Source organism: Curtobacterium sp. AC272 (assembly GCF_979258155.1).
Genome location: NZ_OZ409838.1, coordinates 3,672,088 through 3,694,100, shown reverse-complemented (window position 1 = coordinate 3,694,100; position 22,013 = coordinate 3,672,088). Strand labels below are relative to the sequence as shown.

Annotated in this window: 16 protein-coding genes, 1 tRNA gene and 4 pseudogenes; 5 read left to right on the top strand and 16 right to left on the bottom strand. The window is 72.6% G+C overall.

Annotated features, from left to right (window positions below; translation table 11 throughout):
• Positions 1-42: 42 nt before the first annotated feature.
• Positions 43-1,287: an aminoglycoside phosphotransferase family protein gene (locus ACZZ0J_RS19010; RefSeq protein WP_194648114.1), complete on the bottom strand. Its 1,245-nt coding sequence runs from the start codon at positions 1,285-1,287 to the stop codon at positions 43-45.
• An 80-nt stretch (positions 1,288-1,367) separates the two neighbouring features.
• Here ACZZ0J_RS19010 and ACZZ0J_RS19005 point away from each other — a divergent pair, with 80 nt between their 5' ends.
• The 4 genes and pseudogenes from ACZZ0J_RS19005 to ACZZ0J_RS18990 all read left to right on the top strand — a co-directional run bounded on the left by ACZZ0J_RS19005 (position 1,368) and on the right by ACZZ0J_RS18990 (position 5,247).
• Positions 1,368-2,876, top strand: a complete 1,509-nt coding sequence (locus ACZZ0J_RS19005) for an FUSC family protein (RefSeq protein ID WP_463438004.1) — start codon at positions 1,368-1,370, stop codon at positions 2,874-2,876.
• Positions 2,877-3,065: 189 nt separating this feature from the next.
• Positions 3,066-3,743, top strand: coding sequence for a response regulator transcription factor (locus ACZZ0J_RS19000; protein ID WP_111084549.1), 678 nt, complete (start codon positions 3,066-3,068; stop codon positions 3,741-3,743).
• Between the two features lie 311 nt (positions 3,744-4,054).
• A pseudogene (locus ACZZ0J_RS18995) lies at positions 4,055-4,606 on the top strand (HAMP domain-containing protein); the annotation flags it as partial.
• A 347-nt stretch (positions 4,607-4,953) separates the two neighbouring features.
• A complete protein-coding gene (locus ACZZ0J_RS18990) occupies positions 4,954-5,247 on the top strand; it encodes an ATP-binding protein (protein WP_463438231.1) in 294 nt (97 codons plus the stop codon).
• A gap of 36 nt (positions 5,248-5,283) precedes the next feature.
• Here ACZZ0J_RS18990 and ACZZ0J_RS18985 read toward each other — a convergent pair.
• The 15 genes and pseudogenes from ACZZ0J_RS18985 to rplU form a co-directional block, all read right to left on the bottom strand.
• Positions 5,284-8,707, bottom strand: a pseudogene (locus tag ACZZ0J_RS18985) (error-prone DNA polymerase).
• Complete coding sequence (locus ACZZ0J_RS18980; protein ID WP_463438003.1) at positions 8,707-10,089, bottom strand: DNA polymerase Y family protein; 1,383 nt, start codon at positions 10,087-10,089, stop codon at positions 8,707-8,709. The pseudogene ACZZ0J_RS18985 and the gene ACZZ0J_RS18980 overlap by 1 nt, the downstream one beginning before the upstream one ends.
• 297 nt (positions 10,090-10,386) lie before the next feature.
• Positions 10,387-11,034, bottom strand: coding sequence for a hypothetical protein (locus ACZZ0J_RS18975; protein WP_463438002.1), 648 nt, complete (start codon positions 11,032-11,034; stop codon positions 10,387-10,389).
• A gap of 278 nt (positions 11,035-11,312) precedes the next feature.
• Positions 11,313-12,883, bottom strand: a pseudogene (locus tag ACZZ0J_RS18970) (anthranilate synthase component I family protein).
• Entirely contained in the window at positions 12,862-13,785 is a 924-nt protein-coding gene (locus tag ACZZ0J_RS18965) for an aldose 1-epimerase family protein (RefSeq protein ID WP_463438001.1), read from the bottom strand. The pseudogene ACZZ0J_RS18970 and the gene ACZZ0J_RS18965 overlap by 22 nt, the downstream one beginning before the upstream one ends.
• Before the next feature lie 80 nt (positions 13,786-13,865).
• A tRNA-Ala gene (locus ACZZ0J_RS18960) sits at positions 13,866-13,937 on the bottom strand.
• A gap of 108 nt (positions 13,938-14,045) precedes the next feature.
• The gene (gene rsfS, locus ACZZ0J_RS18955; protein ID WP_111084542.1) at positions 14,046-14,420 is read right to left on the bottom strand and encodes a ribosome silencing factor; all 375 of its coding nucleotides are present in this window, start codon (positions 14,418-14,420) and stop codon (positions 14,046-14,048) included.
• 131 nt (positions 14,421-14,551) lie between these two features.
• Positions 14,552-16,108: a hypothetical protein gene (locus ACZZ0J_RS18950; RefSeq protein WP_463438000.1), complete on the bottom strand. Its 1,557-nt coding sequence runs from the start codon at positions 16,106-16,108 to the stop codon at positions 14,552-14,554.
• Positions 16,105-16,704 carry a nicotinate-nucleotide adenylyltransferase gene (nadD, locus tag ACZZ0J_RS18945; protein ID WP_111084540.1) on the bottom strand — a complete coding sequence of 200 codons (600 nt, stop codon included), beginning with the start codon at positions 16,702-16,704 and terminating at the stop codon, positions 16,105-16,107. Before nadD ends, ACZZ0J_RS18950 begins: the two co-directional genes overlap by 4 nt.
• Before the next feature lie 10 nt (positions 16,705-16,714).
• Entirely contained in the window at positions 16,715-16,915 is a 201-nt protein-coding gene (locus ACZZ0J_RS18940) for a hypothetical protein (protein ID WP_194648122.1), read from the bottom strand.
• A 41-nt stretch (positions 16,916-16,956) separates the two neighbouring features.
• On the bottom strand, positions 16,957-18,222 hold the full coding sequence (locus ACZZ0J_RS18935; RefSeq protein WP_463437999.1) for a glutamate-5-semialdehyde dehydrogenase: 1,266 nt from the start codon (positions 18,220-18,222) through the stop codon (positions 16,957-16,959).
• A gap of 76 nt (positions 18,223-18,298) precedes the next feature.
• A pseudogene (proB, locus tag ACZZ0J_RS18930) lies at positions 18,299-19,116 on the bottom strand (glutamate 5-kinase).
• A gap of 7 nt (positions 19,117-19,123) precedes the next feature.
• Entirely contained in the window at positions 19,124-20,737 is a 1,614-nt protein-coding gene (gene obgE / locus ACZZ0J_RS18925) for a GTPase ObgE (protein WP_463437998.1), read from the bottom strand.
• A 156-nt stretch (positions 20,738-20,893) separates the two neighbouring features.
• Entirely contained in the window at positions 20,894-21,145 is a 252-nt protein-coding gene (gene rpmA / locus ACZZ0J_RS18920) for a 50S ribosomal protein L27 (protein WP_071257351.1), read from the bottom strand.
• Positions 21,146-21,157: 12 nt separating this feature from the next.
• Positions 21,158-21,466 (bottom strand): 50S ribosomal protein L21, encoded by a 309-nt coding sequence (gene rplU / locus ACZZ0J_RS18915; protein ID WP_111084536.1) that lies wholly within the window; start codon positions 21,464-21,466, stop codon positions 21,158-21,160.
• A 178-nt stretch (positions 21,467-21,644) separates the two neighbouring features.
• On the opposite strand from rplU, the gene ACZZ0J_RS18910 reads away from it, so the two are divergent.
• Complete coding sequence (locus tag ACZZ0J_RS18910) at positions 21,645-21,917, top strand: DUF4031 domain-containing protein (protein ID WP_123313478.1); 273 nt, start codon at positions 21,645-21,647, stop codon at positions 21,915-21,917.
• Positions 21,918-22,013: the final 96 nt, after the last annotated feature.

Below are 22,013 nucleotides of genomic sequence, written 5' to 3'. Positions count from 1 at the left end.
TCCCCGCAGATCTGTCGCTTTCGCGACGGGCGCCGCGAGCCGTCAGACGCGGGGCGCGGACCGCGGGCGGACCAGGCCGGCCGCCGGCAGGACCGGAGCAGCCTCGGCCAACGCGGCCCGCGTCGCCGCGAGGAGCTGCTCGGCGGTCTGGATGCCGTTCGCGGAGCCGGTGGTCGCCTGGCCGCCGGCGTGGGCCAGCAGCTGGGCACCGATGGCGGGCCCGATGCGGTCGGTCTCGCGCGGGTTGCGGGCGACCCAGTCGCGGGCGATCGCGTCGGCGAGGCGCTCGGCCGCGGCTCCGCGGTCGGCGTCTCCGCGCGATCGGTGCCAGAGGCCGGTGACGACCAAGTGGGCGACGACCGCCCCGATGTCGCGGACCGGGAAGCCCCACCCAGCGGTGTCGATGTCCAGGAGCCCGGAGATGCGCCAGGGCTCGTCCTCGTCGACGAAGACCTGCTCGAGGTGCAGGTCACCGTGCACGACCTGTTTCGCCGCACTCGTCCAACCGATCGACCGGCGGCCGATGGCGTCGTACAGGCGGTCGATCTCGTCGGCATCCTGCGGCAACGCGGCGATGAGGGTGCGGCGGTGCCAGTCGGCGTGGTCCATCGCGTCGGCACGGGCCTGCTGGGTCATCGGGACGGTCGCGACCCGCCCGCTCAGGGCGGCCAGCGACGCGACGAACCGCGAGTCGTCGGCGATGTCGAGGATGCGGCTGCCGGCCGGCACGCCGCGGATCCGCTCGAGCACGAGGAGTCCGTCGCCGCGGCTGGACAGCACTCGGGGCACCGGCAGGCCCGCCGCCACGAACTGCTCGTGCGACTTCACGATCGGCGCGACCCGGTGCGGACGGACGATCTTCAGGAACAGGGTGCGCTCGGGGGCGTCCACCCGCACCACCGCACGCTTGCCCGGTCGGTACGCGGCCACCGTGAGCACCGGGTCGGTGACGGGCATGCCGAGCGTCGTCAGGAGCTCGGCGACCGCGTCGCGGTAGGTCACCTGCGGCAGCACCGGCAGACCCGGGTCGTTCGGGTACGCCCACACCGAGACGGGTTCGCCGGTCGCGGGATCGGTGACGATCGCACTGTTCTGGTCGTGCGCGCCGCCGGTGTCGACGTACGTCAGGACGGTGGCGCGCTGGCCGTTCCGGTCGACGGTGTCGACCTCGTAGCCGTACAGGTAGCCGTTGCCCGAGGGCTCGACGGAGTGCGCCCGTGCGGCCACGACGGAGGTCCCGGAGCCGGCGAAGGCCTGCGGGATGACGCGCTCATGGTTGGGCCACACGACATCAGTCAACCGTGTCCGGACGTTTTCGTCGCGTTCGTGCACGGCTCGGCGTGCGGGCGGTGGCTAGCGTGGTCGAGGTGAACCCGGTCGCGCGTCTCCGCAGCTCCAGTCGCACGCCGTTCCTGCAGGTCGTGAAGACCGCGGTCGCGGTCGTCGCGGCGGTGCTGCTGTGCCGGCTGCTGATCCAGGGACCGTTCCCGACCTTCGCCGCGATCGCCGCGCTGCTCGTCGTGCAGCCGAGCATCAACCAGTCGTTCGTCAAGGGCCTCGAGCGGAGCGCCGGTGTCGTGCTCGGCGTGCTGCTCGCCACCGGGTTCCACCTGCTGCTCGGCGACTCGGTGTGGGTCGTCCTGCTCGTGGTCGTGCTCGCCATCCTCATCGCCTGGGTGCTCCGGCTGACCCCGACCTCGGCGACCCAGGTCAGCATCAGCGGGATGCTCGTGCTCACCGCGGGGGTCGTCACGCCGAACTACTCGGCCGACCGGATCCTCGAGACCGTGATCGGTGCGGTCGTGGCCCTCGTCGTGAACGCCCTGATCATCCCGCCGGTCCTGCTCGAGCCCGCGCACCTCGCCGTCGCCCGACTCGCCCGCGACACCGCCGTGGCCTTCGAACGCGTCGCGATCGGCCTGACCGAGGGGTGGGACCGCGACCGCTGGCAGGACGCCCTGGTGCGGGCCCGCGCGCTCCGGCAGCAGCACGCGAAGACCGAGGCGTCCCTCAACGCGGCCCGCGAGTCCCTGACGATGAACCCACGAGGCGGCCGGCACCGCACGATCCTCGACCGCGACGTCGCCATCACCGAGCACTTGCGCGTCCTGGTGACGCGCGTCACCGGCATGACCCGGGCGATCCACGACAACACCGCACCAGACCTGCGCGCCGACCCGGTGGTCGGCGGCATCGCGACCGAGGTGGCCCGGATCGGCCTCGGACGTCCGCGCGCTGAGCGCCCGGGTCGAGTCGACACGGCTGGACCCGTCGTTCGCCGCGGGTGCCGATGGGGACGATGCCGGGGTGGCGACCGCGGAACCCGCACTGACGGCACCGATGGAGATCGTGCGACCGAACTCACGGCACTGGGTGCTCATCGGCGCTCTGCTCGAGGACGTCCGACGCGTGCGCGAGGAGCTGCTCGGCGAGGACGACTGACGCCGGTCGACGCGGCGTGCCAGCGCCGGCGCCGGTCGGGCGCGGCGTGCCAGTGCCGGTCAGCGCGTGGCGCGTGCGGCTTCGGCCGCCGTCTGCACGACGTCGTCCCAGATCACCGCGGCGGGCACGGCAGGATCGGTGCCGGGCACACCCGCGTCGGCGAACCGGCTGATCTCCGCGACGACGGCCTCGGTGCCGACCTCGCGCGCCGCGCGGCTCGCCACGTCGGGGACGGCCGTCCGCAGTTCGGCGACCACGCGGTCGCGGCGGACGCCCTCCATCTGGCCGAGTGCCCCGATGCCCTTCCACGCGGCGTCGAGCTCCGCGCGGAGACGGACGATGGCCGGGTGGTCGACGGACGGGTGGTCGACGGACGCGTGGTCGATCGGGTCGTTCATGGTGCCCCCTGGTGCAACGGACCGCCCTTCGGGTAAGCGCTGTCCGCCGGGTGATCCTACCAATGAAGCAAGAAGTCCTCATGTCCCTAGAACGCGGGACAGACCGTTCTGCCCGGTGGCCTGGCAGCCACGGTACCCGCTCCTGTGACGAGATTCAGTGAGTTCGGCCCGGGCATCGGCCCTCCACGCCCGTTCGATGCCACGATGGGTCCGAGGAGGTCCACTATGCGGCTGTTGGTGGTCGAGGACGACGACGAGATGCGTGCCCTGATGGAGCGCGGTCTCGCTGCCGAGGGGTACCGCGTGACGGCGGTGGAGAACGGGGTCGAGGCGCTCATCGCCCTCGGCGAGCAGGCGTTCGACCTGGCCGTCGTGGACGTGATGATGCCCGGCATGTCCGGGTTCGAGCTCGCACGACGGATCCGCGAGCGCGAGGATCCCGTGCGGATCCTGCTCGTCACCGCGCGCGACGCCGTGGACGACCGTGTGTTCGGCCTCGACGCCGGGGCGGACGACTACCTCACCAAGCCGTTCGCGTTCGCCGAGCTCACCGCCAGGCTCCGCGCCCTCGGTCGCCGCGAGTCCGCCGGGGCACCCCGAACGATCGAGGTCGGCGACGTCTCGATCGACTCCGAGGCCCGTCGCATCTCGATCAAGGGCCAGCGCGTCGCCGTCAGCCCGACCGAGTTCGCGCTGCTCCGCCTGCTCGCGCGCTCCGCCGGCAGCGTGGTCGACCGGCCGAAGATCCTCGAAGAGGTCTGGGACGGCTCGCAGCACGTCGACCCGAACGTCGTCGAGCAGTACATCTCGTACCTCCGCAAGAAGCTCGTCGCCCACGAGGCCACCGTCGCGATCGCCACCGTGCGCGGCCGCGGGTACCGCCTGGATCTGCTCGGGGCGTGAGCGGGGCCTCGCTCGCCCGGGGCCGGACCGCCCACGACGCGGTCTGGTCCGCCCCTGCGCCTGCTGTCGCTGCGGGCACGGATCACGATCGGCTCGACGGCGATCGCCGCGGTCGTGATCGTGCTGCTCGTGCTGGTGATGCGGTTCCAGGTGGTCAGCGTCGTCGCGAGTGCGACCTGACCCTGCTGGACGCCGACGCCGACCCCTACGTCGCCACGCTCGAGGTGGACAGCGATCCCGACCTGTCCCCGCCGGGCAACGCGCAGCTGGTCGCCGTGGTCTCACCGTCCGGAGACATCGTGCTCTCGACGATGCCCACCCGCGTGGAGAGCGCCCTCGGCAGCCTGACCTCCACGTCGGCCGGCACCTCGATCATCCGGGTGTCCGGGTCCGAGTACCGCGTGGTCGTGGAGCACCCGGTGAACCAGGCCGGCCGGTGGACGGTCGTCGCCGCCCGGAACTCGCAGGCCGAGGCGATCGTGGTCGACGACCTCACCTCGACCCTGTCGCTCACCGGCGTCGCGATCCTGCTCGCCTTCGGCATCGCCTCGTGGATCCTGGCGACCGCGGCACTCCGTCCCGTCAACCGCATGCGCCGTGAGGCCGAGCGGCTGTCCGTCGCGCCCGAACGGGCCGAGCTGCCCGTCGGCCCCGCGCAGGACGAACTCGCGTCCCTCGCCACGACCCTCAACGCCTTCCTCGCCCGCACGCGCCAGGCCACCGAGCGGGAACGGCAGATGGTGTCCGACGCCAGCCACGAGCTCCGCACACCGCTCGCCATCCTCACCACCCAGCTCGACCTGGCGTCGCTCGACGGTGACGACGCCGCCGCCCTGGCCGCCCACATCGAGCGCGCCAAGCACAGCGTCGCCCGGCTCTCCCGGTTGGCGAACGACCTGCTCGCGCTGTCGCGGATCGAGGAGTCCGAACGGCGGGAACAGGACGGCGACCAGCGCCCGGAGACCGGCTGGTCCGACCTGGGTGACGAGGTCATGGCGGCCGTCGACCGGGTCCGGCTCATCGCGTCGGCCAAGGACGTCACCGTCGACTTCGACCTCGAGGCCCCGGTGGCCGTCGGCGGCTCCGGGCCCGGCATCGGCGGTGGGACCCACGAGCCCCGCTACCGGCTCGACACCGGTGGCATGGCGCAGCTCGTCACGAACATCGCGGGCAACGCAGTGTCGGCGCTCCCCGCGGTGGCGGCATCTTCGTGTCCTGGCGCAGCACCGGGGGCGAGGGCGTCCTGCAGGTCACCGACGACGGCCCCGGCGTCCCCGAGTCGTTCATCCCGGTGGCGTTCGACCGGTTCACCCGACCGGACGAGGCCCGGAAGTCGCGCCCGAACCCCGACCCGGCCACCGGTGCGATCGCCCTGCCGGGTGGATCCGGGCTGGGGCTCGCGATCGTCCGTGCGGTGGCCGAGCGCGCCGGCGGGACGGCGTCGCTGCGGAACGTGCGCTCCGGCGGACTCGAGGTCACGGTGCGACTGCCCGAGGTCGAGTAGCCGCGCACCCGCTCCCCGCCCTTCGCCCGCGACCACTCACTGGAAGTCCCGCGACCGCGTGCGCACGGACAGCGACAGGTGCTCGATGCGGTCAGCCACGAGGTTGACCACACCGTCGGGTGACCGCTCGAGGATGCCCCGGACGATCACCGCCGGGGATTCCCGGGCGACCCGGCGGTAGCGTCCCACACCCCGACGCTGCAGATGACGTTGACCAGCCCGGTCTCGTCCTCGACGTTCATGAACGTGATCCCCGACGCCGTCGCCGGACGCTGCCGGTGCGTGACGATCCCACCGATCTCGACCCGCCGCCCGGTCTCGGCCGTCGCGGTGTCCTGCACACTGAGCACCCGGCGGGCGGCGAGCCGGTCGCGCACGTGCCGGACGGGGTGGTCGTCGGTCGTCATGCCCGTCGACCACATGTCGGCGATCAGGACGTCGCCGCTCGTCATCTGCCCGAACAGCGGCGGCTGGACGACGACCTGCGTGTCGGGCAGCTGGTCGGCGCGCTCCGCAGCGGCCTGGGCCGCCGACCACATCGCACCGCGGCGGTCGATGTCGAACGGGGCGAAGGCGTCGGCTGCGGCGAGTGCCTCGAGCTGCGCCGTCGTCAGCCCCACCCGGCGGGCCAGGTCGGACATGTCGGCGAAGGGGCCGTTCGCGTCACGCTCGGCGACGATCTTCTCGGCGCTCCTCCGGCTGAGCGAGGCGACCTCGGCGAGTCCGAGCCGGACCGCGAACGCGCCGTCGCGGCGGTGCCGTGCGGTGTCGTCGGGCAGTGCCTTGTCGAAGGGCAGCACCGGCGGCTGCTCGGTGTGCAGGCAGGCGTCGTCACCGCACGGGGGCACCACCTGGTCGTCGCCGAGCGGTTCGAGCGTCGCGTCGACACCCGAGCGCAGGATGTCCGGTCGGAGCACCTGGACGCCGTGCCGACGGGCGTCGGCGACCAGGGTCTGCGGTGAGTAGAACCCCATCGGCTGCGCGCGGAGCAGCGCGGCCAGGAACGCCCCCGGGTAGTGCAGGCGCATCCAGGCGCTCGCGTAGACGATCAGCGCGAAGCTGATCGAGTGGCTCTCCGCGAAGCCGAAGTTCGCGAACGCCTGGATCTTCGCGTAGATCGCGTCGGCGTCCTCGCCGTGGATGCCGTTGTCCGACATGCCCGCGTAGAGCTTGTCGCGCAGCCGGTCGATCTTCTCGTGGCCGCGCTTCGACCCCATCGCCCGCCGCAGCAGGTCGGCGTCGTCGCCCGAGCAGTTGCCGACCGCGATCGCCATCTGCATGAGCTGCTCCTGGAACAGCGGCACCCCGAGGGTGCGTTCGAGCACCGGTTCGAGCGACGGGTGGATGTACGTGATCGGTTCCTCGCCGGTCCGACGCCGGATGTAGGGGTGCACGGCACCGCCCTGGATCGGGCCGGGGCGGACGAGGGCGACCTCGATCACCAGGTCGTAGAACCGCCGTGGGAGCAGCCGGGGCAGGGTGCCCATCTGCGCACGGGACTCCACCTGGAACACCCCGATGGTGTCGGCTCGGCAGAGCTGGTCGTAGACGCCCTGTTCCTCCTTCGGCATGGAGTGCATCTCCCAGCGTTCCCCGCAGTGCTCCGCCGCCAGGTCGAACGAGTACTGCAGCGCCGCGAGCATGCCGAGGCCGAGCATGTCGAACTTCACGAGCCCCATGAAGGCGCAGTCGTCCTTGTCCCACTGCAGCACGGTGCGGCCGTCCATCCGCGCGTGCTCGATCGGCACGACCTCGCCCACCGGCCGGTCGGTGAGCACCATGCCACCCGAGTGGATGCCGAGGTGGCGCGGGAAGCCCAGGACGTCGCTCGCCAGCCCGACGACCGCTGGCGGGATGTCGTGGTCCTGGCTCTCGGTCACCGAGCCCCACCGTTCGACCTGCTTCGACCAGGCGTCCTGCTGCCCCGGGCTGTGGCCGAGGGCCTTCGCCATGTCGCGGACGGCACCCTTCGGGCGGTACGTGATGACGTTCGCGACCTGGGCGGCGTTGTACCGGCCGTACTTCTCGTAGACGTACTGGATCACCTCTTCGCGGCGGTCCGAGTCGAAGTCGACGTCGATGTCGGGCTCTTCGTCGCGCATCGCCGACAGGAACCGCTCGAACGGCAGGCCGTAGCGGATCGAGTCCACCGCGGTGATCTCGAGCAGGTAGCAGACCGCGGAGTTCGCGGCGGAGCCCCGCCCCTGGCAGAGGATCCCCCGGCCGCGGGCGTACTGCACCATGTCGCGCACGATCAGGAAGTAGCCGGGGAAGTTCTTGTCCTCGATCACGGCGAGCTCGCGTTCGATGCGCTCGCGCTTCTGCGGGTCCACCCCGTCGGCGCTGCCGGGGTAGAGGCGACGTGCACCCGTCCAGGTGAGCTCCCGCAACCAGGACATCGCGGTGTGGCCGTCCGGCACGTCGAGGTCGGGCAGCCCGGGCTTGACCGTGCGCAGCCGGAACCCGAGTTCGTCGGCCAGCGTGACGGTGTTCTCGATCGCCCCCGGGTACCGCCCGAACCGCCGGGTCATCTCGGCGCCGGAGCGCAGGTGCGCGGTGTCGGCGGCCGGCAGCCACCCGTCGATCTCGTCGAGGCTGCGCCGGGCCGCACCGCGGCCAGCGCCGTCGCCACCGGGAACCGGTCCGGGGTGGCGTAGTGGACGTTGCCGGTCGCGACCAGGGGCAGCGTGTACCGCTCGGCGAGGGTCGCGAGCACGTCGTTCCGCGCACTGTCGAGCGGGTCGCCGTGGTCGAGGAGCTCCACCACGACGTTGCTGCGCCCGAAGCGGTCGAGCAGCACGCGCAGCGCGGTCTCCGCCGCGGACTCCCCGCCCTGCTCGAGCGCCTGCCGGACGGTGCCCTTCCGGCACCCGGTGAGCACCCGCCAGTGTCCGTCGGCCCGCCCCGCGAGCTCGTCGAGGTCGTAGCGTGGGCTGCCCTTCTCGGACCCGGCCGCGAGGTGCGCACTCGTCACCGCGCCCGCGAGCCGGTGGTAGCCGTCCTGCCCGTCGGCGAGCAGGAGCAGGTGGGAGCCCTCGGGATCGGGGACGCCGTTCTGCGGTTCGGTCAGGCCCAGCGAGAGCTCGGTGCCGTAGACGGTGCCGACCTGCGGGTACGCCTCGGCGACCTCGGCCATCCGGGCAGCACCGTAGAAGCCGTCGTGGTCGGTGAGGGCGAGGGCGTGCAGGCGCAGCCGTGCGGCTTCCTCGAACAGCTGCTCGGGCTGGCTGGCACCGTCGAGGAAGCTGAAGGCCGAGTGCGCGTGCAGCTCGGCGTACGGCTCGACCGGAGGGCCGTCGTCCGCAGCCGCCGGCTGGTCCGTGGGCACGTACGGCTCGCGCTTGCGCGACCACGCCGGGCTGTCCCCGCCGTCACCGGCCTTCGCCGTCCCCGGACTGCGCTTGTCCGACAGGGCGCGTTCGAACTGCGACCACGGCACGGGTGGGTTGCTGTAGCCCATCAGGTCCTGCTCCTGGATCGGTTCACGTGGCGATCGCCTCCGCCCACCACCGGTGGTCCGCCAACACCAGGTACCAAGCACGGCCCTCGGCGTCGACGAGCTGCAGCCGGTGCAGTCGTCGACCGCCGGACTCCCACCACCGCACGACGAGCGGCCAGGGGCCCGCCCAGGCCGTGACGGGTGCGAACCGCCGCCCCGGTCCCCCTCGGCGCGGAAGCGTTCGGGCGCGCCGGACAGCACACCGCGGTCGTCGACGTCGACGCTCGCGCCGTCGCGTGAGACGACGTCGACCGGCCGGGGACGCTCGAGGACGGTGGCGGGCGGCGGCCCGGGCGGTTGCCGGGCCACGGTCGGTCGCGCACGGTGGCCAGGGCACGCTCGCCGCCGGGTGGGGCGTCGCCCGGCACGAGCACCACCCGCTCGGACAGGGTCCGACCACCACCGACTCGCGGGCTCACCACCCCGTCGTGCCCGACCATGCCCTGGATCCGGGCCAGCCCGTGGTGCACGCGCTCGTCCGGCCCGGAGCCCCAGAGTCCGCGTTCGTGGTTCGCCATGTCGTCGACGGCGACCGGCTCGAGCACGACCGAGGTGACCGGGGCCTCGAGCCCGGTCGGGTCGACCCCGCCGGCGAGCTGCCACCGCACCCGGTCGACGACGTCGGCGGCGTCGAACCAGCGGGGGTGTGCCCACGTGCGTTCGAGCAGGATGTCCCGCTCGTCGACGATCCCCACCCGGATGGTCGTCGCGACCAGCCCAGCGGCGCGGAGGCGTGCGGCGAAGTCGTCGGCGGAGCGCCGGAACGCGAACGCGATCTGGTCGGCGCGGTCGAGCGGGGGCTCGAAGGCGGCCTCGATCCGGAGCTCGGGCGGGATCGCGCGTGCCGGAATCTCCCGCGGGTCGCGTCCGCCGGCCAGCCGGTGCAGGAACGCTCCGGCGACCCCGAACCGGTCGCGGACCTGCTCGTCGCTGAGCGACGCGAAATCGCCCAGCGTGGTGATGCCGAGCCGGTCGAGCACCGTCGCGAGCTCGGGGTCGCCGAGCACACCGAGGGGCAGGGCCGCCAGGAAGTCCGACGAGCCGGAGACCGGCACGATCCGCACCCGTTCGCCGGGACGCACCGGTCGGGCCCGTGCTGCCTGCTCCGCCGCGAACGGGGTGTCCGCCACACCGGCCCGCACCGCCAGGGCACCGTGGTCGGCCGCGATCCCCGCCAGGGTCGCCGCGGCCGCCCGCTCGCCGCCGTAGTACCGCGCCGGTCCCCGGGCACGCAGGGCGAGGGTGCCGGGACGCAGTACCTCGACCCCGGGGACGGCCGCCTCGACCGCGCGGATGACGGGTTCGAACGCGCGGTGGTCGAGCGCGTCGTCGTAGGGGTGCACGACGAGCTCCGGGCAGCGCGCTGCGCCTCGCGCACCCGGAGGCCCCGGACGACGCCGTGCTGCCGTGCGGACGCGGAGCTCGCGAACACCAGGCCCTTCGCGACCACGGCGAAGGGCTGCTCCGGCGGTGCCCCGGCCGCGCGGGCCGCCGCGATCACGGGCCAGTCCGGGCACCAGAGCACGATGGTCCGGGTCGGTGGTGGCTCGGGCAGCGCCCCGCCGCGGGCGATCGCGTCGGCCCGGACCCGCCCCGGCGCGATCACGACGCCACCGCCACGCACAGCAGCACCGCGGCGGTCACGACGCCACCGCCACGGGCCGCAGCACCCGGGTGTCGCCGGACCCCACCGACGGCACGGGGGTCGCCGTCCGGACCGTGCCGTCGGCCGCGGGCAGGAAGAGCTCGGTGCTCGTGGGGCGCACCGCACCCGCACGGCCGGTCGCCGTCACGGTGGCGCGGCGCTCGGTCAGGTGCCCGTGGCCCTGCCCGATGCCGCTCCACACCGACGACGTGATCCGCAGCGTGACGTCGGCACCGGGCCAGGACCCGAGCGCGACGAGGGCACCGCCGCGTTGCCGGAGCCGTGCAGACAGCCGGGCGACGTCACCCGGCACGACCCGGCCGAGCGGTCGGGTGAGGACGATCTGGGCGACGTCCGCCATCGCCGCGGTCACCGCGAGCCACTGGTCGCCCGGATCGGGGACGAGCACGAGCCGCTCGAGGTCGATCCCCGCAGCGGCCGCGGCCTCGATCCCGAAGGACGGCACCCCGACGACCGCGCACCACGCACCGGCCGCCGAGGCCGCCTGCAGCATGGTGATCGCGAGCAGCACCGACTCGGGGACGGCGTAGGTGCCGCCGACCCGGATCGCACCGCCGGGCAGCAGCGGCTCGAGAGCGGAGGCGGTCGGGAGCCCGGCGGTGTCGACACGGGTGGACTCCATGTCGGTGACCCGGGACCGCAGGGACGTGATGCGGTCGAGCGCCGCCCGGGCGTCACCGAGGTGGTCCGCAGCGCCCGCGCCGCCCCCACGGGCAGCACCCGCGCCCCCGCGCGCAGCACCCGAACCCCCGCGCGCAGCACCACCCCGCCCGGCCCGGTCCGGGCCGGGCGACCGAGTGCCGCCGCCGTCTGCATGCCCTCATATTCGAACATGTGTTCGATGATGTCAATCGCGTCCGACATCCGTGGACAATCGGGTCGAACGCGTGTTCGGTCAGCTCACCACGTCGCCACCGCACCGACCGCGCCGAGCACGGACCGCGTCTTCGTCACGACCTCGTCCGCCTCGTCCGCCGCCACCGACGACCACGTCACCGCTCCCCCGGCGCCGAGCGTCCGCGACCGGACCTCGACCGGGCCCACCCCGCCCGGTGCGTCCACCACCGTCACCAGTGTCCGGATGACCACCGACAGGTCGACCGCCCCGCTCGCCGAGAAGTACCCGATCGTCCCCGAGTACACCCCGCGCGGCGCGCCCTCGAGCCGGTCGGCGATCGCCATCGCGCTGATCTTCGGCGCGCCGGTCATCGACCCGGGTGGAACGCCGCCCGCACCACGTCCGCCGGCGACGTCCCCGACGGCAGCACCGCACCGATCGTCGACACCATCTGGTGCACGCTCGCGTAGGTCTCGACCGCGCACAGCCGTTCGACGTGCACCGACCCGGGGATCGCCGTCCGCAGCAGGTCGTTCCGCAGCAGGTCCACGATCATCACGTTCTCGGCACGGTCCTTGGCGCTCACCGCGAGTTCGCCCCGCACGGCCGCGTCGGCAGCAGCGTCGGCGAGTCGTCGCCGCGTGCCCTTGATCGGTTCCGCCAGCACGGTGCGGTCCGCGGCGATCCGCAGGAACCGCTCCGGCGACCGGCTCGCCACACGCAGCGGGCCGAGCCGCAGGTACGCGCCGAACGGGACGGGGTCCGACGCCCGCATCCGCATGTAGTCGTACAGGTGCGGGTCGGACAGGTGCGGGTCGGACAGGTGCGGGTCCGTGCCGGGGCCGACCCGGGCCTCCCGGTCCACACCCGGCACGGAGAAGGAGGTGGTGAGACAGACCTGGAACGCGTTGCCCTCGCGGATCTCGGCGCGGCACGCGTCGACGGCGCGTTCGTGGTCGGCCCGCGACGTGCGTCCGACCGCTGACGACACCCCGGCCGGGAGGCCCGTGGCCGCGTCCGCCACGTCGGCCGGCGACGGCGACCCGGTCACCGTCTCGAGCCACGCGCGGTTCTGCGCGCTGGCCGCCGGCTCCGCGTCGGCGACGAGCGTCAGCGCCCAGGCGCCGCCGGTGTGGTCGACGACCACGGCGCGGTCCACGAACCGCAGGTCGGCGTCGGCGTGCCCGTCGGCGGTCCGGTCCGGGCCGCCGGACTCGCGACCGAGCTCGTACCCGAGGAACCCGACCCAGCCGAGTGCGAAGCCGCAGCCGGCGATCGGCTCGGGCAGCTGCGGCGTCCGCGCGAGGAGGTCGGCCAGCACGGTGAAGGCCGGACGGTCGTCGGAGGACGACGGACCGAACCAGCCGGCAGCGGGCGCGGCGACCTCGACGGACGCCTGCCGGTCCTGGTGGCGGAACCGGGCCGCGAACGGTCCGTCCGCCCACGTGAGCACCGACCATCGCGCCCGTGGTCGAGCGGCCTCCGGTGCGCCCTCCGGCAGCGCGGAGTCGAGCCACACCAGGTCGCCCTCGATCGCGGCGGCCAGTGCGCCGAGGTCGGGGACCGGATCGAGCCGGCGGACCTCGATGCGGGCGCCGGCCGACGGACCGGTCAGATCGCGGAGATCGTCCATGCGGCGGCGTGGGACGCACCGGCGGCGAGCACCACGAGACCACGGTCGACACCGTCGTTGAAGGCGTCGGGGGCGCACGTCGTCGGCTCGACCGCCAGCCCGGCGCGGTGGTACTCGGGGACGACGTGGTCGGCCGTGTGCACCTGCACCCACGGGCACTCCGGACCGAAGGTCGCGCGGACACCCCGGCCGTCCGCCGCGGTCAGGGCGATGGTCGCGGCCCCGTCGGCGTCGCGGTCGAAGCCCGTGAAGGCGTGGTCGATGAACCGGTCGCCGATGCGTGTGGCGGTGCGCAGGTCGAACTCGTCGTGCACGGGGACCAGGTCGGTCGGGATCAGCCGGTCCGGCGTGACCTCGAGCACCTCGGCCGCGGGCAGGGTGAGGGTCCAGTCGTCGACCGTGCCGGCGCCGGCGACCAGGTACGGGTGCGGGCCGGTCCCCCACGGGGCGTCGTCCGCGCCGGAGTTCGTGCCGGTGATCGTGGTGTGCAGCCCGGCGTCGTCCAGCCGGTACTCGACCAGGACCTCGACGCGGTACGGGTAGCCTGCCTGGGCCTGCACGGTGGTGGCGAGCACCACTCGGTCGGGCTCCTGCGCCGCCACCCGGAAGTCGGTCCAGGCGACCAGTCCGTGCAGAGCGTGGTGCCGTGCCGGTTCGGTGAGCGCGAGCTCGTGGTCGACACCGCCGAACGAGTACTCGCCGTCGACGACGCGGTTCGGCCACGGAGCGAGGACGGCACCGCGGAACGCCGGTCGGACCTCGTCGGCGGCGAACGGCACGATCAGGTCGCGACCCTCGTGCCGCAGGGTCCGGAGCGTCGCACCGACCGTGGCGATGTCGGCCGTGTACCCGGCGGCGGAGATCGTCAGCGGGGTTCCGGACAGCGGCGCATCGTTGCTCATGCGCTCAGCGTATCGGGCACGTGCGGCCACCCGCACCACGAGAAAACCCCCGCCGTTCCGGGGAACGACGGGGTTGTCGGTGGATCTGAGGGGACTCGAACCCTGACCCCCTGCATGCCATGCAGGTGCGCTACCAGCTGCGCCACAGACCCAGATTGTGTTGCTTCCGTGCCGACCGGTTCCCCGGAGGCACCATAGAAGCGTACACCATGCGAACGCCGGGCAACGAAATCGAAGCCGTCACCCGGGCGCGTCGCTGATCAGGCGGTGTGGTCCACCGGGAGCTCGAGCGGGATGGTCGGGCAGTCTGCCCAGAGACGCTCGAGCGAGTAGTACTGACGGTCCTCGTCGTGGAAGACGTGCACCACGATGTCGCCGACGTCGATGAGGACCCAGCGGCCCTCGCTCCGGCCTTCGCGGCGGAGGGTCTTGGCGCCGAGCTCGAGGAGGCGCTCCTCGACCGCATCGGCGATGGACTGCACGTTGCGCTCGTTCCGACCGGTTGCGAGCAGGAACACGTCCGTGAGCTGCAACGGCCCGGTCACATCGAGCGCGACGAGGTCCTCGGCCTGCTTGGCGTCCGCCGCGAGAGCGGCGGCCTGCACGAGTTCCAGTGCGCGAGTGGAGGCGGTCACGGATTCCTTCCGGTCGTCGACCCGGCAGGGAGCCGGATCGCTTGATGGGTCCCGATCATAAGCCACCCCGCCGACAGCGGCCAGGCCGGGGGCGGCGGGGTGGTGCAGGACGGACGTCAGGGACGGCAGCGTCAGCCGCCCATGTGGGTGGTGAGCAGAGCGGTGATGATGACACCTGCCGCTGCCAGTCCGACCGCGCCGACCGTGACACCGAGGATGAGCGGCGTGCGCGACTCCTTCGGCTTCGCGGCGGCGAGGACGACCTGGCGGGTCGAGGTGTGGCTGGACACCGCGCGGCTGGCGCGCACCGGGCTGGCGTCGGTCTCGGGCTGCTCGTCGTGCTGCTCGAGCAGGCGGTCGACCTCGGCACCGTCGATCGGTCGGTGCGACCCCGTCGAGGACAGCGACGCGGGCAGGTCGATGGACCCTGTGAGGATCACCTCGCCCGTCGCGTTCAGCGCTCCGGTCGGGTCGGCCAGGGCCGAGTTCGGCAGGATGATCGCGTTGGTGTCGGTGACCGCGATCCGGCGGGTGCCGGTCGAGTCGTCGTGCACCTCGGCGTCGTTCGAGCCGTGCGCCTGCTGCGACCAGTGCCCGACGGGCGGCTCGAAGGCCGTCGTCATCGGCTTCGGCTCGGCCGGCCGCTGGAAGGACGCCGGGACCTTCGGAGGGTCGGTCCGTGCGGGCTCCGGGATCGGCACCTCGTTGGTGTCGTCGTCGGTGTCGTCGTCCTCGGGGTCGAGCGACAGCGGGAACACCGCCGGGGTCGACGGCGCACCGTCGAGGATCCCCGGGAGCGACGTGGCCGAGGGGTGCTCGGGCGCAGCGACGTCGACCGGTGCGTCTGGAGCGATCGCGTCGGTGCTCGTCTGGTCGGTGCTCGTCTGGTCGGTGCTCGCCTGGCCGGTGCTCGTCTGGTCGCTGGACGTCGAGGCGGGAGCCGAGTCGGTGGACCCGGCCCCGGGCTGTGCGTCGGATGCGTCGTCGCCGTCATCGGCGGGCGGCGACCACGTCGACCGGTGGCGCCGGGGCTCCTCGGCGTGGGCAGCGGCTTCGTCGAGCGGCTCGAGGGCGTCGGGGGAACCGTCGGCCTCGGTGGCCTGGGCGACCGCTGCCTCGTCGAGCACGGTGGGGGTCTCGGAACCGGACGGCTCGTCCTCGGCGCGTGGGCCCGAGGCCGGCTCGATGGTGTCGACCGAGCCGAGGACGTCCTCGACGGTGCGGTCGGAGGACTGCGGCGTGGGGTTCTGCAGCGGGACCGGCAGCACCGCCTGGTCCTGGGCGGCACGCTGCTGACGGATCTGGCGGCGGGTGAGGCCACCACTGCCGGGCACGATCTCGGTCGCCGAGGCCGGCGGGAACGGCGACACCCCGGCTGCGGGGACCGACGTCACCGGCACGGAGGGCGCCGAGGCCGGCGTGCCCGTCGGTGCCGGCGTGCCCGTCGGTGCCGACGAGCCCGTCGGTGCCGACGAGCCCGTCGCGGCGGACGCCGGGGCAGAGGACTGGGTCGGACCGCCGGGGGCGGGTGCCACGTGCGAACCGGGTCGCGGACGGGGGTCCGTGGACTCGGCGGGGGCGGCTACGGTCGGCGGCGGCGTCGCGGGCTGCGAACCGGCTGCTGCGGCACGCTCCCGCTCGCGCGCCTGGCGCCGCGACGGGGGCGGCTGCGCGTCGGACGAACTCATGCAACGCTCCGATACAGGTGGTGCTTGGAGATGTACTGGACGACCCCGTCGGGGACCAGGTACCAGACGGGGGAACCACGTCTCACCCGGTCGCGGCAGTCGGTCGACGAGATGGCCAGTGCGGGGACTTCGAGCAAGCTTACGTCTCGCTCGGGAAGTCCACTGATACTCAGGTCGTGTCCCGGACGCGTCACGGCGACGAAGTGCGCGAGGTCCCAGAGACCATCATGGTCTTTCCAGTCGACAATCTGCTGAACGGCGTCTGCGCCCGAGATGAAGACGAGCTGCGCGTCGGGCCGCTGCTCGTGCAGGTCGCGGAGCGTGTCGACCGTGTACGTCGGGCCGGGGCGGTCGATGTCGACGCGACTCACCGTGAACATCGGGTTGGACGCGGTCGCGATGACCGTCATCAGGTAGCGGTGCTCGGCATCCGTGACGCCGGACTTCATGTACGGCTGACCGGTGGGGACGAACACGACCTCGTCCAGGTCGAACGCCCGAGCGACCTCGGACGCCGCGACGAGGTGACCGTGGTGGATGGGGTCGAACGTGCCGCCCATCACCCCGATGCGCGGTCGTCCGGTGCTCTCGAGCATCGCGTGCAGATCAGCTCTTGGTGTGACCGAACTCGTCGACACCCGTCTCGTGGTGGCGGGTGGCCTCGAACTTCTGCGAGTGACGGTAGGCCACGTCGCGGAAGCTCCAGGTGACGAAGCCCAGGAAGACGAAGAACAGCGCGCCGACGAGCGGGAACACGAACGCCGGGGCCCCGGAGGCGTGCTCCGCAGCTTCTGCGAGGAAGGTCATCGTTCGGTGCTCCGTTCGGTCGGGGAAAGACGCCGTTCAGTCTAGCCGCGGATCTGGCCGTTCCCGCGCACGATCCACTTGGTGCTCGTGAGCTCCGGCAACCCCATCGGGCCACGCGCGTGCAGCTTCTGCGTCGAGATGCCCACCTCGGCGCCGAAGCCGAACTCCCCGCCGTCGGTGAAGCGCGTCGACGCGTTCACCATCACGACCGCCGAGTCGACCGTCGCCAGGAACCGCTCGGCCGTGTCGACGTCGTTCGTGACGATCGACTCGGTGTGGTGGGTGGACCAGCGCGCGATGTGCGCCATCGCGGCGTCGACGTCCGGCACGACGCGGATCGACAGGTCGAGGTCCATCGACTCGGTCGCCCAGTCCTCGTCGGTGGCGCGCAGCACGCCCGGCACGATCGCCCGCGTGGCGTCGTCGCCGCGCAGCGTGACACCGGAGGCGCGGAGCCGGTCCGCGAGCACGGGCAGCAGCCGCTCGGCAGCCTGCTCGTGCACCAGCAGCGTCTCGAGGGCGTTGCAGACGCTCGGCCGCTGCACCTTGCTGTTCAGGACGATGTCGACGGCGCGCTGTTCGGGCGCCGATGCGTCGAGGAACACGTGCACCACGCCGGCACCGGTCTCGATCACGGGGACCTGCGACTCGGTGACGACGGTCTGGATGAGCGAGGCGCTGCCGCGAGGGATGAGCACGTCGACCAGGCCGCGGGCGCGCATGAGCTCGGTGGCACCGGCACGGCCGAACTCGTCGATGGTCTGCACGAGCTCGCGCGGCAGGCCGACCGACTCGACGGCGTCCTGGATGCGGGCCACGAGCACGGCGTTCGTCCGCTGGGCCGCCGAACCCCCGCGGAGCACGACCGCGTTGCCGGACTTCAGCGCGAGCGAGGCGATGTCGACCGTGACGTTCGGTCGTGCCTCGTAGATGGCGCCGACGACCCCGAACGGCACCCGCACCTGGGTGAGCTGCAGGCCGTTCGGCAGGAGCGAGCCCCGCAGGTGCTCCCCCACCGGGTCGTGCAGGCCGACGACGTCCTCGACCGCGGCGGCCAGCGCCTCGATGCGTGCGGGGTCGAGCCGGAGACGGTCGACGAGGCCGGAGGACAGACCGCTCTCCTCGCCCGCGACGAGGTCACCGTGGTTCGCGGCGACGATCTCGTCGGTGGCGGCGCGGACCCCGGCAGCGATCGCCACGAGGGCGGCGTCCTTGACCGCCGTCGTCGCGGTCGCCAGCGCCGACGAGGCGGTCCGAGCAGCCACGAGCGTGTCGGTCAGGGTCGGGGCGGGCGCGATCGACGACATGGACCGATTCTAGGTCCGACGCGAGCCCGTGTGACGGACGGGGTCCGGGCCTCCCGGCAGCCGTCGACGACCCGTGTCAGGGACGCGGCGCGGCGTGGAACCAGGTGCCGACGTGCTCGCCCGACAGGGCGCGGTCGACGAGGGCCGTGGCGGTCACCAGGACCGACGTGCCCGCCTCGGCCGCGAGCCGTGCAGCCGCGACCTTGGTGCCTGCTCCCCGGTCCCCACGCCGGACTTGCCGACGGAGCCGAAGGTGACGCCGGCGAGCTCGTCGCCGAACGGTACCTCGTCGATGCGCTCGGCGCCGGGCTGCTCGGGCGGCTTCGTGTACAGGGCCTCGACGTCCGACAGCAGCACCAGGGCGTCGGCACCGAGCAGCCGAGCCACCAGGGCGGCGAGCCGGTCGTTGTCACCGAAGCGGATCTCGTGCGTGGCGACCGTGTCGTTCTCGTTCACGATCGGCAACACCCGCAGGGCGAGCAGCCGGTCGATGGCGCGCTGCGCGTTGACCCGGTGCGTGGGGTTCTGCAGGTCGCCGGCGGTCAGCAGGATCTGCGCCGCGACGACCCGGTGCCGGTCGAGTTCCTTCTGGTACCGGAACATCAGGACGTTCTGGCCGGTGGCCGCGGCGGCCTGCTGCGTGGCGAGGTCGTCGGGACGGCCTTCGAGCCCGAGGAACGGGAACCCGGTCGCGATCGCACCGGACGACACGAGCACGACCTCGGTGCCGCGGCCGTAGGCGCTGGCCAGGGCGTCCACCAGCGGACCGATCTGGCCGGCGGCGTCACCGCTGACCGACGACGAGCCGACCTTGACCACGATCCGCCGCGCACGCGGGATGTCCTCTCGCCGGGTGACGGGTCCGAGGTCGGTGCGGGCGGTCGTGTCGGTCATGCCGCGGTCAGTCCTTCTGGTCGCTGGTCTCGAAGCCGCCGGCCTCGACGCCGGTCTCGGCGCCGCCGGTCTCGACGCCGGTCTCGGCGTCGCCGGTCTCGAGGTCGTCGCTGGTGACGACCTCGTCGTTCACCCAGAGGCCGGAGACACGCTCCTGCTCGAGCTCCGCACGGGCGGCCGCCTTGGCGTCCATCCGCTCGAAGTACTCCTCGCGACGCTCGTTGCGGGTCGGACGCGAGGTCGCACCGATGCGGGCGTCGGTCCCGCGCGCGCTCGTGATGAGCTCCGCGGTGGACGTGAGCGTCGGCTCCCAGTCGAAGACCATGCCGCCGTCGCCACCGATCACGACGGTCGAACCGGCGACCGCGCCGGCCTTGAACAAGCCGTCCTCGACGCCGAGCTTCGCGAGCCGGTCGGCCAGGAAGCCGATCGCCTCTTCGTTGGTGAAGTCGGTCTGCTGGATCCAGCGCTCCGGCTTCGCGCCGCGGACGCGGAAGAAGCGGTGCTCCTCGCCGCCCTCGGCACGGACCGTGAAGCCCTGGTCGTTGACGGCCCGGGGGCGGATGACGATGCGCTCGACGACGGGCTCAGCCGCGCGCTTGGCACGACCCTGCTCGACGACCTCGGCCAACGCGAAGGTCAACTCACGCAGACCCTTGTGCGACGCCGTGGAGATCGGGAACACGCGGTAACCGCGGCCCTCGAGCTCGGCGGTGACGAACTCGGCGAGCTCGGCTGCGTCCGGCACGTCGATCTTGTTGAGCGCGATGAGCTGCGGACGCTCGAGCAGCGGCACCTGGCCCTCGGGGACGGGGTAGCGCTCGAGCTCGCCGAGGATGACGTCGAGGTCGCTGATCGGGTCGCGGCCCGGGTCCATCGTCGCGCAGTCGATGACGTGCAGCAGGGCTTCGCAGCGCTCGACGTGCCGCAGGAACTCGAGGCCGAGGCCCTTGCCCTCGGACGCACCCTCGATCAGCCCGGGGACGTCCGCGACCGTGAAGCGGCTCTCGCCCGACTCGACGACACCGAGGTTCGGGGTGAGCGTGGTGAAGGGGTAGTCGGCGATCTTCGGCTTCGCGGCCGAGATCGCGGCGATGAGCGAGGACTTGCCGGCGCTCGGGAACCCGACGAGGGCGACGTCGGCGATGGTCTTCAGCTCGAGGCTGATGTCACCCGCCCAGCCCTCGGTGCCGAGGAGCGCGAAGCCGGGGGCCTTGCGCTTGGTGGTGGAGAGCGCCGCGTTGCCGAGGCCGCCCTGTCCACCGGGGGCCACGACGACGCGCATGCCGGGCTCGGTCAGGTCGGCGATGACCTCGCCGGCCTCGTCGTACACGACGGTGCCGATCAGGAGCGGGAGCTCCTGGACCTCGCCGCTGACGCCGCTGCGGTGGTCGCCCATGCCCGGCTGCCCGTTCTTGGACGAACGGTGCGGGGAGCGGTGGTAGCCGAGCAGCGTGGTGACCTGCGGGTCGGCCACGAGCACGATGTCGCCGCCGTCACCGCCGTTGCCGCCGTCGGGCCCGGCGAGGGGCTTGAACTTCTCACGGCGGACCGAGACGCAACCGTTGCCGCCCTTCCCCGCGCTGAGGTGCAGGGTCACGCGGTCGACGAAGGTCGCCATGGTTCCACTCCTGGAAGATCGTTGCGCCGACGGGGTGCGTCAGCGCGTTGTGCCGACGTGATCCGTCGGCGCGTTGTGCCGACGTGATCCGTCGGCGGGAAGCGAAGGAGGGGCGGGCACTCGGCCCGCCCCTCCCGCTGAAGCTGATCGTCGCGACTACGCGTTGACGATGTTGATGACCTTGCGGCCACCCTTGGTGCCGAACTCGACCGAACCGGCCGAGAGGGCGAACAGCGTGTCGTCGCCACCGCGGCCGACGTTGGCGCCCGGGTGGAAGTGGGTACCACGCTGGCGGATGATGATCTCACCGGCGTTGACGACCTCGCCACCGAAGCGCTTCACGCCGAGGCGCTGAGCGTTCGAGTCACGACCGTTGCGAGTGGAACTCGCACCCTTCTTGTGTGCCATGAGCTGACTCCCTTACGCGATCTTGGTGATCTTGACGCGGGTCAGTTCAGCGCGGAAACCCTGGCGCTTCTTGTACCCGGTCTTGTTCTTGAACTTCTGGATGATGACCTTCGGACCGCGCAGGTCGTCGAGCACCTCGGCGGTGACGGTCACGTTGACGAGCTCGGAAGCCGCCGACGTGATCTTGTCACCGTCCACGAGGAGCACGGGGGCGAGGTCGATGTTGCCCTTGTCGTCCGCCTTGACACGGTCGACGGTCAGGATGGTGCCGACCTCGACCTTTTCCTGACGGCCGCCGGCGCGCACTACTGCGTAAACCACGTGGAAATCCTTACGTAACTCTGCTTGAGGAAGTCTCGGGTGCCCACTTCTGCACGAGCGGCTCCCGGAAGGCCGGGCCCGATCGGCGACGCAGGCAGAACGGCCCGCTGACACCAGGGATCGAGAATACTCGATCCCCATGGGTCCGGTCAAACGGCGACACACGTACGATTGCACGGTGACCGTGTTGATCGACCCACCGACGTGGCCCGCTCACGACACTCTGTGGTCGCACCTCGTCAGTGATGAATCCTACGCGGAACTCCACGCGTTCGCTGCACGCGCCGGTGTGCCGCGTCGTGCGTTCGACCACGACCACTACGACGTGCCGCTCGCGAAGTACGACGAACTGGTCGCCGCGGGGGCCTCTGCGGTGTCCGGCCGGGAGCTCGTGCTGCGGCTCATCCGCAGCGGCCTGCGCGTGGCGCAGCGGGACAAGCGCGCCCACTGACGCGCCGCGCGCGCGGTGCGAGGTTCCCGACTCGGTGCGGGGCACGCTGGCTCGCACGGTGCAGACGGGAGGCCCGGCGCACCCCCGCCACGTCCG